At 74.4% G+C, this 16,534-nt stretch carries 15 protein-coding genes and 2 tRNA genes; 9 read left to right on the top strand and 8 right to left on the bottom strand.

What is annotated here, in order from left to right; translation table 11 throughout:
* Window positions 1-35: 35 nt before the first annotated feature.
* Complete coding sequence (locus ACI769_RS12235) at window positions 36-350, top strand: hypothetical protein (protein ID WP_043653999.1); 315 nt, start codon at window positions 36-38, stop codon at window positions 348-350.
* Here ACI769_RS12235 and ACI769_RS12230 read toward each other — a convergent pair.
* Window positions 347-766, bottom strand: a complete 420-nt coding sequence (locus ACI769_RS12230; RefSeq protein ID WP_137280613.1) for a hypothetical protein — start codon at window positions 764-766, stop codon at window positions 347-349. The genes ACI769_RS12235 and ACI769_RS12230 overlap by 4 nt on opposite strands.
* A gap of 113 nt (window positions 767-879) precedes the next feature.
* Window positions 880-1,902, bottom strand: coding sequence for a LacI family DNA-binding transcriptional regulator (locus ACI769_RS12225; RefSeq protein ID WP_409141648.1), 1,023 nt, complete (start codon window positions 1,900-1,902; stop codon window positions 880-882).
* 173 nt (window positions 1,903-2,075) lie between these two features.
* Here ACI769_RS12225 and ACI769_RS12220 point away from each other — a divergent pair, with 173 nt between their 5' ends.
* The 5 genes from ACI769_RS12220 to ACI769_RS12200 all read left to right on the top strand — a co-directional run bounded on the left by ACI769_RS12220 (window position 2,076) and on the right by ACI769_RS12200 (window position 6,626).
* Window positions 2,076-2,819, top strand: coding sequence for a glutamine amidotransferase (locus ACI769_RS12220; RefSeq protein WP_074806944.1), 744 nt, complete (start codon window positions 2,076-2,078; stop codon window positions 2,817-2,819).
* A complete protein-coding gene (locus ACI769_RS12215) occupies window positions 2,819-3,739 on the top strand; it encodes a ribokinase (protein WP_043653989.1) in 921 nt (306 codons plus the stop codon). The genes ACI769_RS12220 and ACI769_RS12215 overlap by 1 nt, the downstream gene beginning before the upstream one ends.
* A 93-nt stretch (window positions 3,740-3,832) precedes the next feature.
* On the top strand, window positions 3,833-4,894 hold the full coding sequence (locus ACI769_RS12210) for a DMT family transporter (RefSeq protein ID WP_216607979.1): 1,062 nt from the start codon (window positions 3,833-3,835) through the stop codon (window positions 4,892-4,894).
* Window positions 4,891-5,940: a phosphotriesterase gene (locus tag ACI769_RS12205; protein WP_085387813.1), complete on the top strand. Its 1,050-nt coding sequence runs from the start codon at window positions 4,891-4,893 to the stop codon at window positions 5,938-5,940. Before ACI769_RS12210 ends, ACI769_RS12205 begins: the two co-directional genes overlap by 4 nt.
* A 110-nt stretch (window positions 5,941-6,050) precedes the next feature.
* On the top strand, window positions 6,051-6,626 hold the full coding sequence (locus ACI769_RS12200) for a CueP family metal-binding protein (RefSeq protein WP_085387812.1): 576 nt from the start codon (window positions 6,051-6,053) through the stop codon (window positions 6,624-6,626).
* Window positions 6,627-6,724: 98 nt separating this feature from the next.
* On the opposite strand, the gene ACI769_RS12195 is transcribed toward ACI769_RS12200, so the two are convergent.
* A complete protein-coding gene (locus ACI769_RS12195; protein ID WP_409141647.1) occupies window positions 6,725-8,170 on the bottom strand; it encodes a ThuA domain-containing protein in 1,446 nt (481 codons plus the stop codon).
* 280 nt (window positions 8,171-8,450) lie between these two features.
* On the opposite strand from ACI769_RS12195, the gene ACI769_RS12190 reads away from it, so the two are divergent.
* Together ACI769_RS12190 and ACI769_RS12185 are read left to right on the top strand one after the other, a co-directional pair.
* Complete coding sequence (locus ACI769_RS12190; protein ID WP_409141646.1) at window positions 8,451-9,221, top strand: response regulator transcription factor; 771 nt, start codon at window positions 8,451-8,453, stop codon at window positions 9,219-9,221.
* Window positions 9,214-10,803 (top strand): sensor histidine kinase, encoded by a 1,590-nt coding sequence (locus ACI769_RS12185; RefSeq protein WP_409141645.1) that lies wholly within the window; start codon window positions 9,214-9,216, stop codon window positions 10,801-10,803. Before ACI769_RS12190 ends, ACI769_RS12185 begins: the two co-directional genes overlap by 8 nt.
* 88 nt (window positions 10,804-10,891) lie before the next feature.
* On the opposite strand, the gene ACI769_RS12180 is transcribed toward ACI769_RS12185, so the two are convergent.
* The 4 genes from ACI769_RS12180 to ACI769_RS12165 all read right to left on the bottom strand — a co-directional run bounded on the left by ACI769_RS12180 (window position 10,892) and on the right by ACI769_RS12165 (window position 12,659).
* Window positions 10,892-12,064 (bottom strand): RtcB family protein, encoded by a 1,173-nt coding sequence (locus ACI769_RS12180; protein ID WP_409141715.1) that lies wholly within the window; start codon window positions 12,062-12,064, stop codon window positions 10,892-10,894.
* Between the two features lie 121 nt (window positions 12,065-12,185).
* A tRNA-Arg gene (locus ACI769_RS12175) sits at window positions 12,186-12,258 on the bottom strand.
* Between the two features lie 43 nt (window positions 12,259-12,301).
* Window positions 12,302-12,373 (bottom strand) — tRNA-Arg (locus ACI769_RS12170).
* Window positions 12,374-12,527: 154 nt separating this feature from the next.
* On the bottom strand, window positions 12,528-12,659 hold the full coding sequence (locus ACI769_RS12165; RefSeq protein WP_255376401.1) for a hypothetical protein: 132 nt from the start codon (window positions 12,657-12,659) through the stop codon (window positions 12,528-12,530).
* 392 nt (window positions 12,660-13,051) lie between these two features.
* Here ACI769_RS12165 and ACI769_RS12160 point away from each other — a divergent pair, with 392 nt between their 5' ends.
* Entirely contained in the window at window positions 13,052-13,879 is an 828-nt protein-coding gene (locus tag ACI769_RS12160) for a metal-dependent hydrolase (protein WP_409141644.1), read from the top strand.
* 8 nt (window positions 13,880-13,887) lie between these two features.
* Here ACI769_RS12160 and ACI769_RS12155 read toward each other — a convergent pair whose 3' ends face one another.
* On the bottom strand, window positions 13,888-16,326 hold the full coding sequence (locus ACI769_RS12155; RefSeq protein ID WP_409141643.1) for an HAD-IC family P-type ATPase: 2,439 nt from the start codon (window positions 16,324-16,326) through the stop codon (window positions 13,888-13,890).
* Between the last annotated feature and the right edge of the window lie 208 nt (window positions 16,327-16,534).

Below are 16,534 nucleotides of genomic sequence, written 5' to 3'. Positions count from 1 at the left end.
CGGCGCGGCGCGGCGCTCCGGCCCGGAGGAGGACCGTGGACCCGATCGGCCGAGAGCGTCGCCTGGTCCGCGCCGCCCGGCTCCTGGCCGCCGGCGTCGTGCTGCCGCTCCTCGCCTGGTGGCTCACCACCTGGGAGGGGAACTACCACCTCGGCTCGGTCTGGGACTACGTCAACCAGGCGGAGAGCCGGGCCGAGCCGTGGAGCGCGGCGGCGATCGAGTCCAACCGGGAGCACCTGGTGGCCGCCGCCCTCCTGGCCGTCGCCGGCCTCGTGTGCCTGGTCGCCAGCCTGGCGTTGGCCGTCCGGGCACTGCGCGTCCCCGCGGAGGACCGCGAGCAGGACCGCTAGGAGAACGGGACGAACGGGGGTCGCTCCGGACCTGACAGCATCGACTGGAGCACGAGCGCCACGGTGAGCACCGCGACCGGGATCGCCACGCCGAGGAGGGCGCACCGAGCCGCGAACGCGGCCGTCAGCCCGCCGCGAGCCCGGGTGCGGACGGCCAGGCCGACGGCGGAGAGCGCGACGACGAGCAACAGGGCGGCACCGACCAGCGCGCGGACGACGACCGGCCGGTCGGGCACCCCGTCGAGCAGCCCGCTCGACCCGGCGTCCAGCCACCACAGCTCCCACAGGTACTCGCTGGCCGCCCGGCCCAGCAGCACGGTGGGCACGGCGGCGGCGAGCGCGGCACCTCCCACGACGAGCGCGGCACCCCGCCGCCCTCGGCCCGGCCCGTGCTCCGAACCTGCGCGTGACGTCATGGCGGAAAGGTACCAACAGCGCAGAACGGACGAGCCGCCTCGTGGTCGCGGCATCGGGCGTCCGTGCTGCAGCCGTGCCGCCCGGCGGGCCCCGCCGTGCGAGAGGGCTGGCCTCAGCCGTCCGCGGGCCGGGCGACCGAGCCGCGCACGACGAGGTGCAGCGGCAGCACGGTGCGCGCGGGCGGGACCGCGGGTGGGGTGCCGGCCATCGAGCGCTCGATCGCGTCCATCGCGGCGAGCGCGAGCGCCGCGACGGGCTGCTCCAGCGTCGTGAGCTTGGGGCGCAGCCACTGGCCGACGCGGATGCCGTCGCACCCGACGACCGAGAGGTCCTCGGGGATGGAGATGCCGTGCAGCTCGGCGGCGCCCAGCATCCCGACGGCGACGATGTCGCTGCCGACGAACACGGCCGTCGGCGCGTTCCCGGGCCGCGTGAGGTAGGGGAACGTCGAGGCGCCGAACTGCTCGGTGTACGGGCCGTGGCGCACGAGGTCCGGGTCGACGTCGAGGCCGGCGTCGTGCATCGCGTCGACGTAGCCGCGCAGGCGGTCCTGGGTCGTGGACAGCTCCGCGGGCCCGGCGACGTGGGCGATGCGCCGGTGCCCCTGCTGCACGAGGTAGCTCGTGGCCTGGTAGGCGCCGCCGTAGTTGTCGACGGTGATCGTCTCGACGGGCAGGTCGAGGTCGACCTCCTCGTCGATGACGACGACGGGCAGCCCGTCCGCGACGGCGCGCGCGAGCCGGTCGTCGGTGCGGGACATCCCCACGTAGACGATGCCGCCGAGCGAGCCGTCGCTCGCGAGGAGCTGGCCCAGGCCTGACTCGGCGTCGCCGTGCCGCGTCGACAGCGCGACGACGAGCGGGACGCGGCGGTCGCCCGCCAGGCGCGCGACCTCCTCGGCGAGCGCGGTGAAGAACGGGTTGACGAAGTCGGGCACGACGAGCGCGACGACGCCCGTGCGGCGCTCGTCCTCGCGCGCGGCCGGGCCCGGCGCAGGCACGACGTACCCCACCTCGCGGACCGCGGCGTCGATGCGCGCCGCCGTCTCCGGCTGGACGTTGAGCTGTCCGCGCAGGTAGCGCGACGCCGTCGAGGCCGACACGCCGGCACGTTGCGCAACACGCGTGAGCGTCATGGCTCCCCTCCAACGGCTCGCGTCCCAGAACCCTTGCACCCTACCGGCACCGCGTCGCACAGACGGTGTTGACAGGCCGAGCATCTCCACCCTACGGTCTTGCGCAACGCCACACAACGTTGCGCAACGTCGTCGCCGACGTCGCCGCGCGACCTGATCGCAAGGAGGCCGGGATGAGCCGGGTTCTGCTCGCCGGGGAGTCGTGGATCAACGCGACCACCGACTACAAGGGGTACGACGCGTTCCCCCACGCCCAGCTCGAGATCGGGTGCGCGCGCCTGCTCGAGGCGCTGGCCGCCGAGGGCCACGAGGTCACGCACCTGCCCTCGCACCTCGTCGCCGAGGACTTCCCCTCCACGCTCGACGAGCTCGACGCCTACGACGTCGTGATCCTGTCGGACATCGGCGCCAACTCGCTCCTGCTCCCGCCGGTCGTGTTCTCCCAGGGGCGCCCGTTCCCGAACCGGCTCAAGCTCCTCGCCGAGTGGGTCCGCCGCGGCGGCGGCCTCATGATGGCCGGCGGCTACCTCAGCTTCCAGGGCTTCCAGGCCAAGGCGAACTACCACGGCACCGCCGTCGAGGCCGTCCTGCCCGTCGACATCCTCCCGTACGACGACCGCGAGGAGACCCCCGAGGGCATCGGCGGCACCCTGACCGACGTCGAGCACCCCGTCACCGCCGGCCTCGACCGCGAGTGGCCGATCCTCCTCGGCTACCAGCGCCTCACCGCCAAGGCCGACGCGACCGTCCTCGCCACCATCGAGGGCCGCCCGCTCGTCGCCGTCCGCACCGAGGGCGAGGGGCGCACGCTCGCGTTCGCCTCCGACATCTCCCCGCACTGGGCCCCGCGCGAGTTCATGGACTGGGCCGGCTACGGCCCGCTGTTCGGCCAGGCCGTCACCTGGCTCGCGGGCTGATGACGCCCGAGGTGGTGGTCGTCGGCAGCCTGAACATGGACCTCAGGCTGACCGTCGACCGCCTGCCCCGCTCGGGCGAGACCGTCTCCGCGACGGGCCTCGTCCGCTCCCCCGGCGGCAAGGGCGCCAACCAGGCGGTCGCCGCCGCCCGGCTCGGCCGTCGCGTCGCCATGGTCGGCGCCGTCGGCGACGACGACGACGGCCGCGCGATCCGCCGCCGTCTCGCCGTCGAGGGCCTCGTCCTCGACGGCCTCGCGACGGCGGACCGCCCCACCGGCGTCGCCGTCGTGCTGTGGGAGCAGCCCGAGTCGACGATCGTCATCGAGCCCGGCGCGAACGCCGTCGTCGACGAGGCGTTCGTCACGGAGCGCGCCGACCTCGTCCGCGACGCGGCCGCCGTCCTGTGCCAGTGCGAGACGCCGCTCGGCGCCCTGCGCGCCGTCGCCGCCACCGCGACGGGCACCACGGTGCTCAACCCGGCGCCCGCCGTCCCGCTGCCCGCCCCCGTGCGCGCCGCGTTCCGCGTGCTCGTGCCCAACCGGTTCGAGCTCGCGACCCTCGTCGGCGCGAGCGACGAGCCCGTCGGCACCGACGCCGTGCTCGCCATGGTCCGCGCGCTCGACCACCCCGGGGACGTCGTCGTCACCCTCGGGGCCGACGGCGCGCTCGTCGTCCCCGCGGGAGGCGCACCCGTCACCGTCCCGGCGGAGCGCGTCGACGCCGTCGACACGACCGCCGCCGGCGACTCGTTCTGCGCGGCGCTCGCGGACGGCCTCCTCCACGGCGGCGACCTCGTCGAGTCCGCCCGCTGGGCGGCGCACGTCGCCGCCTCCACCACCACCCGCCACGGCGCCGTCGACTCCCTGCCGCGCGCCACCGACCTGGCCCCCGAGGGCACCAGGATTCCGCTCCACAGCTAAGTCCGACGTACCGTCGGAGGAAGGCACGGTCACGCAATGAAGCACACCACGCCGGCGACCACCGGTTCCCCGTCCGGCACTCAGGGAGGTGCTGTGAGCCCGTCAGCCCGCCGCAGCAGGGTCAAGGACACCGCGACCGCCCTGCTCGTCGTCGCGACCGTCCTCGCGGGGGCCCTCGGCCCCATGCAGGCGGCCGTCAACGGCCAGCTGGGCAAGACGATCGGCGACGGGCACGCCGCCGCCCTCATCTCGTTCGGGACCGGCCTGGTCCTCATGTTCGTCGTCGTGTTCGCGCGCCCCGCGACCCGACGCGAGGCGCTCGCGATCCCCGGCCTGATCCGCTCGCGCACCATCCCGTGGTGGAACTACCTCGCGGGCCTGTGCGGGGCCGTCATCGTCCTGTCCGAGGGCGTGACCGTCGGCGTCCTCGGCGTCGCGACGTTCCAGATCTCGCTCATCTCCGGCCTCGTCATCTCGGGCGTCATCTGCGACCGCCTGGGCGTCACGGCGTCCGTCAAGCAGCCGCTCACCACCACGCGCCTTCTCGGCGCGGCGCTCGCCATCGCGGCGACCGTCGTCGTCATCTCGCCGAGCTTCTCCGTGCCGCACACGATCGTCCTCGCGATCATGCCGTTCGTGGGCGGTCTGCTCGCGGGCTGGCAGCCTGCCGGCAACGCGGCCGTCGCCGACGTCACCGGGTCGATGCTCGTCTCGATCGGCTGGAACTTCCTCGTGGGCTTCACCGCCCTGCTGATCGCCTACCTCGTGCGCGCGGCCGTGGGCGGCGTCGACTTCCAGCTCCCGAGCGAGTGGTGGATGTACCTGGGCGGCCCGCTCGGCCTGCTGTCCATCGCGCTCATGGCGCTGCTCGTGCGCGGCCTCGGGCTGCTCCTGCTCGGCCTCGCCTCGGTCGCGGGCCAGCTCGTCGGCTCGCTCGTCCTCGACGCCGCGATCCCGGCGCTCGGCCACACCGTGCACGTCGCGACCGTCATCGGCACGGTCATCGCGCTCGTCGCCGCCGGGATCGGCATGATCCCGTCCGGCAAGGCCGCGCACGCCGACGGCCCGGACGCCCCCGGTGGCCCGGACGGACCCGACGCGGGCGTCGCGGCGGCCGTCGCGGGCGGCGAGGCCGGCGAGACGAGCGCGCGATGAGCGTCACGCCCGCCGGCCACGTCCAGACGGTCACCGGCCGCGCCGCGGCCGCGGACCTCGGCCTCACGCTCCCCCACGAGCACCTCTTCAACGACCTGTCCGGGGTGCTCGACCCGCCGAGCTACCGCTTCTCCGAGGCGGTCGTCGAGGTCCCGGTCTCCGCGTCGGTCGCGTGGGCGCTGCGCCAGGACCCGTACTGCTGCGCGGACAACATCGCCGACAAGCCGGTCGCCGCGGTCGCGGCGGAGCTCGAGAGCTTCGCCGCGCTGGGCGGGCGCACGATCGTCGACGCGACGTCGAGCGCCGCGATCGGGCGCAACCCCGAGCGCCTCGCGGAGGTCGCGCGCCGCACGGGCCTGCACGTGGTCGCGGGCTGCGGCGCGTACCTCGAGAAGTTCGAGGGCGACCGCATCGCCGCCGCGGCCGTGGACGCCCAGGCGTCCGCGATCGTCGCGGAGCTCGCCGACGGGATCGGCGGGACCGGCGTGCGGCCCGGCATCATCGGCGAGATCGGCGTCTCGCCGTCGTTCACGCCGGGCGAGGCCGCGTCGCTGCGCGCCGCGGCCCTCGCGCAGCGCGAGCACCCGCACGTCGCGCTCCAGGTGCACCTGCCCGGCTGGCAGCGCCGCGCGCACGAGGTGCTCGACCTCGTGCTCGACGAGGTGGGCGTGCGCCCGGAGAAGGTCGTGCTGTGCCACATGGACCCGTCCGCCGACGACCCGGGCTACCAGCGGTCCGTGGCCGAGCGCGGCGTCTGGCTCGAGTTCGACATGGTCGGCATGGACATCACCTTCCCGAAGGAGGGCGTGTCCCCCGACCCGCACACGACCGCGACCGCGGTACAGCGCCTCGTCGAGGCCGGTCACGCGGGCCAGGTGCTGCTCAGCCACGACGTGTTCCTCAAGCAGATGTGGGTGCAGCACGGCGGCAACGGGTTCGCCTACGTCCCGACGGTGTTCACCGAGATGCTCGCCGCGCGCGGGGTGCCGCGCGACGTGCTCGCGCGCCTCACGCACGACAACCCGGTGGCGATGCTCACCGCGTGACGCGACGCCGTCCGCCACCCGCACGGCCGGGGCCCGCCAGGGTCCCGGCCGTCGGCGCGCCCGGGACCTCCGGCCCTGGTCACGGCGTCGCGCTCTGAGAGGATCGGCGCATGAGACGACGTGCCCTCCCGACCCTCGTGGCCGCCGTGGCCGCCACCGCCCTCGTGCTCGCCGGCTGCTCCGGCGGGTCCCCGGAACCCTCCGCGCTGGACGCCCTGCTCGACCGCCACGACCTCGCCGGGCTCAGCGGCCAGGAGGTCGTCGACCGCCTGGAAGGGCTCGAGACCGCCGACCGGCCGACCGACCTCGTGGCCTCCGTCCGCGCGGCGGAGCTCGTGCTCGCCGACGAGTCGTACGAGACCACGGTCCCGCTGCCCGAGGACACGTTCTACCTCTCCGTCGCGCCCTTCGTGGACGAGACGCACGAGTGCTTCTACCACTCGCTCACCACGTGCCAGGGCGAGCTCGCGGGCGAGCCGGTCTCGGTGACGGTGGTCGACGCGGCCACCGGCGACGTGCTCGTCGAGGAGGACACGACGCTCGGCGCCAACGGGTTCGTGGGCTACTGGCTCCCGCGCGACGTCGACGCGGAGCTGCGCGTCGAGCACGACGGCCGGGTCGGCACCACGACCGTCTCGACGCGCGACGACGACCCCACCTGCCTCACGACCCTCCAGCTCGCCTGACGCGCAGCGGGCGCGCCCGGCGGCGTCCCGCTCCGCGCACGACGACGCCCGCCGCACCGGGGTGCGACGGGCGTCGTGCCTGCTGGGCCGGGGAGGCGTCAGGCGGTGCCGCCGAAGTCGACCACGAGCTCCTCGGTGACCGTCTCGCCGTCACGCTCGGCGGTGGCGGTCACCGTCACCTGCCCCGCGGGCACCTCGACGAGGCGCGTCGCGAAGGCCTGGTAGGCGTTCTTGGTCGGTGCGACGGCCGCGAACTCCTTGGTCCCGTACGGCGTGGTGACCGTGAGGTCCACGGCCGTGTCGTCCTGGTTGACCACCCGGACCGCGAGGTACTGCTTGCCGCCCATGGTGCGCAGCTCGGCCTCGGCCGAGAGGTCGAGCGCGGGGCCGTCGTCGACGAGGGCCGACTGCCAGTCGACGAGGTCGTCGATCTTCGTGCCGAGCAGCGCCCGGTCGCCCGCCGCCGCCGACAGGTGGTCGACGAGCGAGCGCGCGCCGCCGAGCACCTGGACGGCCGTCGTCGGGTCGTCCGCGTCAGCCGCGCTGCGCGCGCTGCCGAGCAGGGACGAGATCGCGCCCGCGATGACGCCGTCGCCGACCGCGGAGGTGTTCAGGCCCGCCACGAGCTCGTCGACCTCGCCGAAGGTGACGCAGTTGCCGCCGCCCTCGACGACGCCCGCGGTCCACTCGACGCCCTTGAGGACGTGCTCGAGGAACAGCGGGTCGGTCCACGAGGCGTCGGTGTGCCCGGCGCCCTCGTACCAGGAGCGACCGCCCTCGAAGTTCTGGCACCACGCGATCGGGTGGTCCTCGCCCATCGCGTTGTTGCCCGGGTTGTACGTCGACTCGTCGAGCGTGATGAGGACGTGGACGTCCTCGCGCGGGTTGGTCGTGTAGTTGTACCACTCGTCGAACCGCTCCCAGACGGCGGGCAGGTGCGCCGTCGAGGGGTGCCCCGGGCTCTCGACGCGCATCGTCGCCGTCTGCTGCTGCGGGTGGCTGACGAACCGCGCGCCGCCGCCCGTGAGCTGGCTGTACCAGGGCACGGTGTGCATCGTGTCCGTCGCCGCGTGCAGGCCCACGAACCCGCCGCCGCCCCGGATGTAGCCCTGGAACGCGGCGAGCTCGGCGTCGTCCAGGAGGCGCGGCGTGGCCGGGTTGAGGGAGTTGGTGTTGTCGACCGGCGACGCGAAGACGATGGTCGCGTACTGCGCGAGGTCCTCGGCGCTCGTGAACGGCGAGGAGTCCATCGTCAGGTCGGGCTGGCCGGGCGAGCCGCTGCCCCACCACCCCGCCGAGCTGTTCGGCGGGTCCCACACGTCGACCGTGAAGCCGTTGTCGGCGCCGAGCTCGATGAGCGCGCGCGTGGTGTCGTCGATGTGCGAGTGGCGGAAGCCGAGCGTCTCACCGACGACGAGGATCTTGTAGTCCTCCTCGTCGGCGGCCGCCGGGCCCGCCGTCATGAGCGTGGCACCGCCCACGAGCGGCAGCGCGGCGGCCGCGGCCACCGCCCGCCGGAACGTCATGCCGCTGAACAAATCCATGCGTGCTTCTCCCTCGTCGTCGAGAGCGCGAGCCGGAGGGTCGCCGACGGCGACCCCACGGGGCGACACGCGCACTCCTGCGTGCGTGGACGTCGGCTGCTGCCGATGCAGCGAGTTTTGACGGCAGGCGCACAAAAGTCAAGGTTTCAACGACTCGCGACTGCGGTTTCTCACCCCGGTTTGCGGCGCGCGTCGGGCGGCGGCCGGGCCGGCCCCGGGGCACAGCGAGCGCACAGGGTCACCACAGGCACCCCTCCGCGTCCCGCGCGACCCTGGGAGCATGACCGCAGCTCCCGCCCCCGTCGGCCGCCCGGACCAGCCGCGCCTCACGCGCCCGGACGGCTCCCCCGTCCGCGTGCTGGTGGTCGACGACGAGCCGAACCTCGCCGAGCTGCTCACCTCGGCGCTGCGGTACGAGGGCTGGGACGTCTCCACCGCGCTCGACGGGCACACCGCGATCCGCACCGCGCGGGAGACCGGGCCGGACGTCGTCGTGCTCGACGTCATGCTCCCCGACATGGACGGGCTCACCGTCCTGCGCCGCCTGCGCGAGCGCGACGCCGACGTGCCCGTGCTCTTCCTCACCGCGCGCGACGCCGTCGAGGACCGCGTCGCGGGGCTCACCGCGGGCGGCGACGACTACGTGACCAAGCCGTTCAGCCTGGAGGAGGTCGTCGCCCGGCTGCGCGGGCTGCTGCGCCGCGGCGGTGCGACCGCCCAGCGCGAGGACTCGGTGCTCGTCGTCGGCGACCTCGAGCTCGACGAGGACGCGCACGAGGTGCGGCGCGCCGGCGAGGAGATCCGGCTCACCGCGACCGAGTTCGAGCTCCTGCGGTACCTCATGCGCAACCCGCGCCGCGTGCTGTCCAAGGCGCAGATCCTCGACCGCGTCTGGAACTACGACTTCGGCGGCCAGGCCAACATCGTCGAGCTCTACGTCTCCTACCTGCGCCGCAAGATCGACAAGGGCCGCGCGCCCATGATCCACACGCTGCGCGGCGTCGGGTACGTGCTCAAGCCCGCCGCCGACGCGGAGAGCACCCGTGCCTGACCTCGGCACGACCCGCCCGACGGCCACCGGCAGGGACCGGCGGCCCACCGCGCTGCGCCGGCGCCTCGTGCTCGTGCTCGCGGTCGTCGTGCTGCTCGTCACCGTCGGGCTCGCCGTCGCGTCCGCCGTCGTGCTGCGCACCCAGCTCGTCGCCCAGGTCGACCACGAGCTGCGCCAGGCGAGCGACCGGCTCGCCCGCGGCCCCACGCAGCCCCCGGACGGCACCGGCGACGCCTCCGGGCCGGAGCCCGGCGGGCCCGACGACCCGTCGCGCTTCCCCGCGGGCACCGGCCCCGGCAGCGCCGTGCTGCGGTACGACGACGGCGCGCTCGCCCTCGCGGAGTACGTCACCCCGGACCTCCAGCGCGTGGCGCTCGACGACGCCCAGGTCGCGGCGCTCGAGAACGTCCCCGCCGACGGCGCCGCGCACGACGTCGACCTCCCCGACCTCGGGTCGTTCCGCGCCGTGCACCGCACCACCGCGGACGGGCAGCCCGTCGCCGTCGCGTCGAGCACCGCCCAGGTCGACGCGACGGTCGAGAGGTACGTGCTCGTCGAGGCCGCGCTCGGCGCGGCCGGGCTCCTCGCGGCCGTGCTCCTCGGCACCTGGCTCGTGCGGCGGTCGCTGCGCCCGCTCGACGACGTCGCCGCCGCCGCGGGCCGCGTCTCCGAGCTCGAGCTGGCGCAGGGCGAGATCGACGCCATCCCGCGCGTCCCGGACGACCTCACCGACGAGCGCACGGAGGTCGGCCAGGTGGGCGCCGCGCTCAACCGGATGCTCGAGAACGTCGAGACCTCGCTCCAGGCGCGCCACGACTCCGAGACCCAGGTGCGGCGGTTCGTCGCCAACGCGAGCCACGAGCTGCGCACGCCGCTCGCCTCCATCCGCGGGTACGCCGAGCTCGTGCGCCGCTCCCCCGACGACGTGCCGCCCGCGACCGCGCGCTCGCTCGACCGCATCGAGGCCGAGGCCGTCCGCATGACCGGCCTCGTCGAGGACCTGCTGCTCCTCGCCCGGCTCGACGCCGGCCGCCCGCTCGACCGCGCGCCCGTCGACCTCGCGGCGCTCGCCGTGGACGCCGTCACCGACGCGCACGCCGCGGGACCCGATCACGACTGGGCGCTCGACCTGCCCGGCGCGGACGACCTCGACGTCGACCCGGCGTCCGGCGCCCCGGACCCGGACGACCTGCCGGACGACGCCGTCGACCTGGAGGTGACCGGCGACGAGGCCAGCCTGCGCCAGGTGCTGGCCAACCTCCTCGCCAACGCCCGCACGCACACCCCGCCCGGCACGCACGTGGACGTCCGGCTCTCCGCGGACGCCGACGCCGTCGTGCTCGCCGTCGCCGACGACGGGCCCGGCATCCCCGCGACCTTGCGGCCGACGCTCCTGCGCCGTTTCACGCGCGGCGACGACGCCCGCAACCGCACCGGCGGCTCCACGGGCCTCGGGCTCGCGATCGTCGACGCGATCGTCACCGCCCACGGCGGCACGATCACGGTGACGTCCGCGACGGCGGACGAGCCCGGCCCCACCGGCACCACCGTCGCGGTCCGCCTCCCCCGCGACCGCCCCTAACACCCTCCGGTGTCGAGCAGGTGGTCCTGGCTCGTCCGGACCTCGGGACGCGCCAGGACCACCTGCTCGCCGCGCCCGGACCGCCTGGTCAGCCCTTGACGCAGAGGAGCGTCACGAGCCGGGCGACGACCTCGACGAGGTCGGACTGGGCACGGATGACCTCGTCGAGGTCCTTGTAGGCGGCCGGGATCTCGTCGAGCACCCCGGCGTCCTTGCGGCATTCCACGCCGGCCGTCTGGGCGGCGAGGTCGTCGAGCGTGAAGGTCTTCTTCGCCTTCGTGCGCGACATGCGACGGCCCGCGCCGTGCGACGCCGACCAGTACGACTCCGGGTTCCCGAGCCCGCGCACGATGTACGAGCCGGTGCCCATGGACCCCGGGATGAGCCCGAGGTCGCCCTTCCCGGCCCGGATCGCGCCCTTGCGGGTCACGACGAGCTCCTGGCCGTCGACCTGCTCGACCGCGACGTAGTTGTGGTGGACGTTCACGGCCTCGTCGAACGCGATCTCGCGGCCGGGGAACGACGCACGCACGGCGTCGACGACGAGCGTCATCATGACCGCTCGCGAGCGCGCCGCGTACTCCTGCGCCCACCACAGGTCGGCGAGGTACGCGTCCATCTCCGGCGTGCCGCCGAGGAACACGGCGAGCTCGCGGTCGACGAGCCCCTGGTTGTGCTCCAGCCGCTTCGCGACCGCGACGTGCTGCTCCGCGAGCGTCTTGCCGATGTTGCGCGACCCCGAGTGCAGCTGGAGCCAGACCTGCCCGTCGGTGTCCGTGCACAGCTCGACGAAGTGGTTTCCCCCGCCCAGCGTCCCGAGCTGACGGCGCGCGCGGCCCTCGATGTCCGACACGCGCCCGTGCAGCCCGGAGAACCGCGACCAGAACGCGTCCGCGCCGCGCGCGACCTCGGCCGAGCCGCGGCCGGAGATCGAGCGCAGCCGGCGCGGGTCGACCGGCTCGTCGTGCGCGTGGAAGCCGACGGGGATCGCGGCCTCGATGCGCGCGCGGACCGGCCCGAGGTCGTCGGGCAGGTCCTCCGCCGTGAGGGACGTGCGGACGCCGATCATCCCGCACCCGATGTCGACGCCGACGGCGTTGGGCGACACGGCGTCGCGCATCGCGATGACCGAGCCGACGGTCGCACCCTTGCCCAGGTGGACGTCGGGCATGACACGCACGCCCTCGACCCACGGCAGCGCGGCGATGTTGCGCAGCTGCTGCAGCGCGGCCGGCTCGACGGCGTGCTCGTGCGCCCACATGAGAGTGGGTGCCTTCGCGCCCGACAGCGGGACGGGGAACGCGTGTGCCTCGGTGCTCACGATGCTGACCTCCTCGGGTCGTCCTGACGATCATGACGCCGCCCCGGCTGGGGCGACGAGGTGCGCACGGGAGGACTCGAACCCCCGACGCTCGGCTCCGGAAGCCGGCGCTCTGTCCGCTGAGCTACGCGCGCTGGTGCTCCTTAACGTCGAGCAGACGGGACGCGAGCGTCCAGGTGCCCTCGGAGGGAGTCGAACCCCCGTCTCCGCTTCCGTAGAGCGGCGTCGTGTCCGTTGGACCACGAAGGCAGTGCTTTTCACCGCAGGCGCACGACAAATGCGCGCCGACGGCGGAGAGAACAGAAAAGCAGCACGAGAAATGCACCCCGACCGGGCGCATTCCCGCACAAGAAAAAGGCCGCCCCGGCGATGTCCGGGACGGCCTGTCGTGACGACGCTGTGGTCAGACGACAGGACCGCCGGGGTAGCCGACGAGGAACGAGGACACGCTGAGATACGCCACGGGCAGCACGACGCGCGGCTGCTCGCAGGGCAGGACGGGACGTCGCCGGTCCTGCTGGACGGGTTCGCGCACGGCACTGCTCCTCTCGGTCGTGTCGGGTGGCCCACGCACCGGAATGTGGTCGACCGAGGAAGACCGTACGCGCCTTTCCCGATCGACACAACCCCATTTCTCGAATTCGTCGGGAATTCTCCGGTCGGGGCCCGCTGTGCGCCCGGGGCACCCACCGGCCGGCAGTCTTTCCTGCCCGCACCGGCCGCCTTTCCTGTCCGCGGACGAGCTCGCACCCGCAGTGCGCCCGTCGGCGCTTGGCACACTTTTATCTCGGCCGAGGTCCGGGATCCCGGTCTTCCGGGCGGTCGACCGGGACTGTCGGCGGCACCGGGTAGGGTTCCGGACGTTCCGGACAGACCTCCCGACGCCGACTAACCGCGCGCGGGCCCGACGACAGGAGATGCGCCGCCATGATGGGTGCCAACCACGCCGCGACCGGTGCGGCGGCGTGGATCGCCGTGACGTCCACGGCCCCGTTCGCCCTCGGCTGGCACCCCGTGTCGTCGGTCGGGGTCATGACGGGTGCGGTCGTGTGCGCCGGGGCCGCGCTCCTCCCCGACGCCGACCATCACAACGGCACGTTCGCGCACTCGCTGCCGCCCGTGAGCGAGTGGGTGTCCGACGCCGTGGAGACGATCGCGGGCGGGCACCGCCAGGGCACGCACTCGTTCCTCGGCATCGCGGTGTTCACCGCGCTCGCCTGGCTCGCGGGGCTCGTCACGGTCGAGACGGCGAGCTTCGGCACGGTCTACGTCGGCGGCGGGCTGCTCGCGGTGCTGCTCGTCGCGCTCGCGCTCAAGGCGCTCAAGCTCTCGCGGCGCGGCAAGCTCGTGCCGTGGGTGACGTCGCTCACCGTCGCCGTGCTCGTCGCCCTGTTCTCCCCGGAGGAGTGGAACTGGCTCCCCGTCGCGGTCGGGCTCGGCGTCGCGATCCACATCCTCGGCGACGTGCTCACGACCAACGGCGCCCCTCTGCTGTGGCCGGTGAAGATCCGCTCGCCGCGCTGGGTGCGGCGCTCGCTCGTCGTCGACGACGTGTGGCGCCCGAGCGGGAGCTTCGCCCTCCCCCTGCTCGGCTCCACGGGGTCGGTGCGCGAGTGGATCCTCGCGACGGCCGTCGGGATGTACGCGACGGTCGGGTTCGTGTGGTCGGCGCTCGACCAGATGGGCTTCGACACCCTGGGCACGTACGAGCGCGTGGTGGCGGCGATCCAGGTCCTCGCGTCCGGGGCGGCCTGAGCCCGTCCTCAGCCGGCGGCGCGGGCGCGGGGGACGCGCGCCGTCGACCACCGCAGCGCCTCGGTGAGGAGGATCGCGAGCGCGCCGCACGCCAGGCCGACGCCGAGCGTCGCGGGGTCGGAGACGTCGAGCGACAGGAGCTCCCGCGCCGCGGGGACGCTGAAGAGCGCCACGTAGAACACCGCGCAGAAGCCGACCAGGACGACCTTCCACGCCGTGTACGGACGCGCCACGACGGCGAGCACCCACAGGGCGCCCACGAGCAGGGTGACGAGCGCAGCGGTGGACGCGCGGACCTCCGCCGGGGCGAGCGTGTCCGCCGGGCCGCCCAGCGACGCCCCGCCCGCGCCCGGGTCGACCACGAGGTAGCACAGGAAGGTCATGACGCCGATCGAGACGCCCGCGGGCACCGCGAGCCGGAGCACCCTCGGCACGAAGCCCGGGCGCGCCCGCTCGTCGTTCGGCGCCAGGGACATGACGAACGCGGGGACCCCGATGGTGAACCACGCCGCGACGGTCACGTGGATCGGCAGGAACGGGTAGGAGACGGGCGCAGCCCCGAGGAGCCAGGCGCCGACCCCGGCGAGGCCGACGAGGACGGCGAGCACCACCGCGTACACGGTCTTGGTGAGGAAGAGGTGCGCGACCCGTTCGATGTTCCCGATCACCCGGCGCCCTTCCCCGACGACGGACGGCAGCGTCGCGAAGCGGTCGTCCAGCAGCACGATCTGCGCCACGGACCGCGCGGCCGGGCTCCCGGACCCCATCGCCACGCCGATGTCCGCGTCCTTGAGGGCCAGCACGTCGTTCACGCCGTCCCCCGTCATGGCGACGGTGTGCCCGCGCGCCTGCAGCGCCCCGACGACGGCCCTCTTCTGGTCCGGTCGCACCCGGCCGAACGTCGTGGCGCCCTCGACGACCGTTGCGAGCTCCTCCCGGTCGGCGGGCAGGGTGCGGGCGTCGACCGACGTCTCGGGACCGCCCAGGCCGAGGGACCGCGCGACCGCGGCGACGGACACCGGGTTGTCGCCCGAGACGACCTTCACCGTGACGCCCTGGGCGTCGAAGTAGTCCAGGGTCTGCCGGGCGTCCGCGCGCACCCGCTGCTCGAGCGCGACGAGCGCCCGCGGGGCGAGGTGCCCCGGGGCGCCTCCGTCCGGGGCGGCGGCGTCGACCGGGACGTCGGTCGACGCGAGGAGCAGCACCCGCAGGCCGTCGGCGCCGAGGGCCGTCGCCTGCTGCGCCACGGCGGACCGGGGGTCCAGCAGCACGTCCGCGGCGCCGAGCACCCAGCTCCCCCGCGGGCCGTCGGCGTCCGCGAAGGACATGCCGGACCACTTCGTGGCCGACGAGAACGGGACGACGGCGGTCGCCCGCCAGCCCGGTGCGTCCGGGAACGCCTCCGTGACCGCGGCGACGGACGCGTTGGGCCGCGGGTCGAGGGCGGCGAGCGCCGCCAGGGCGCGCTCCACCTCGTCCCGGGGGCCGTCGAGCACGTCCACCCGGGCGAGGCGCATCCCGTTCTCCGTGAGCGTGCCCGTCTTGTCCGCGCACACCACGTCCACGCGCGCCAGCCCCTCGATGGCCGGCAGCTCCTGCACGAGGCACCGCCGTCGGCCGAGCCGGACCACGCCGATCGCGAAGGCGACGGAGGTCAGTAGCACCAGGCCCTCGGGGACCATGGGCACGAGGGCCGCGACCATGCCGAGCACGGACTGCCGGAACCCCTGCCGCGAGATGACGAGCTGGTTCACCACCGTGAGGACGCCCGCGGGCACCAGCAGCCACGTGATGACCCGCAGGATCGAGTCGATGCCGGACCGCAGCTCCGAGCGCACGAGCGTGAACGCGCTCGCCTCGTGCGCGAGCCGCGCGGCGTACGCGGCCGGGCCGACGTCCGTCGCCCGGTAGGCGCCCGAGCCGGCCACCACGAAGCTCCCGGACAGGAGCCGGTCCCCGGGCCTCTTCACGACGGGATCGGCCTCGCCCGTGAGGAGGGACTCGTCGACCTCGAGCGAGGCGGACTCGACCACCGGGCCGTCGACCACGACCTGGTCCCCGGCGCCGAGCTCGACGACGTCGTCGACGACGACGTCCGCCTGGTCGACCTCCGTCACCGCCCCGTCGCGGCGCACGCGCACCGGCGCCCGCCCCACGATCGCCAGCGCGTCCAGGGTGCGCTTCGCGCGCAGCTCCTGGACGATCCCGATGCCGGCGTTGGCGAGGATCGCGAGACCGAAGAGGCTGTTGATGAGCGAGCCCGTGCTCAGCGCCAGGACGAGGAGCACCCCGAGCAGGGCGTTGATCCGGGTCGCGGTGTTGGCCCGGACGATGTCCCAGGTCGTCCGCCCCGAACGGGGCGGCAACCGGTTGACCCTGCCGTCGGCGACGCGCTCCGCGACGTCTCGTGACGTCAGTCCCGCAGCCCTCGTCGACGGCGCCGTCATGGGCGCGATCGTATCCGCCGTAATTCCGTTGCGCCGGGCCGCGCGGCGATGAGACGGTCGCAGCACGTCGCCCGCGTCGTCGGGCACCGGAGGAGAGGAGGAACGCCATGAGCTGGACGACCCCCGCTCGCGTGTCCACCACCCCCGGGAGCACCCACCGCCGCTGACCGGTCCACGACCGCTCGCGACGACCGTCCCCGACCGCCGC

It is taken from the genome of Cellulosimicrobium sp. RS (genome assembly GCF_046159675.1).
Classification (GTDB): Bacteria; Actinomycetota; Actinomycetes; order Actinomycetales; family Cellulomonadaceae; genus Cellulosimicrobium; species Cellulosimicrobium funkei.
The sequence above is the reverse complement of the archived record's forward strand: the minus strand, read 5'-3'. Positions and strand labels throughout refer to the sequence as shown.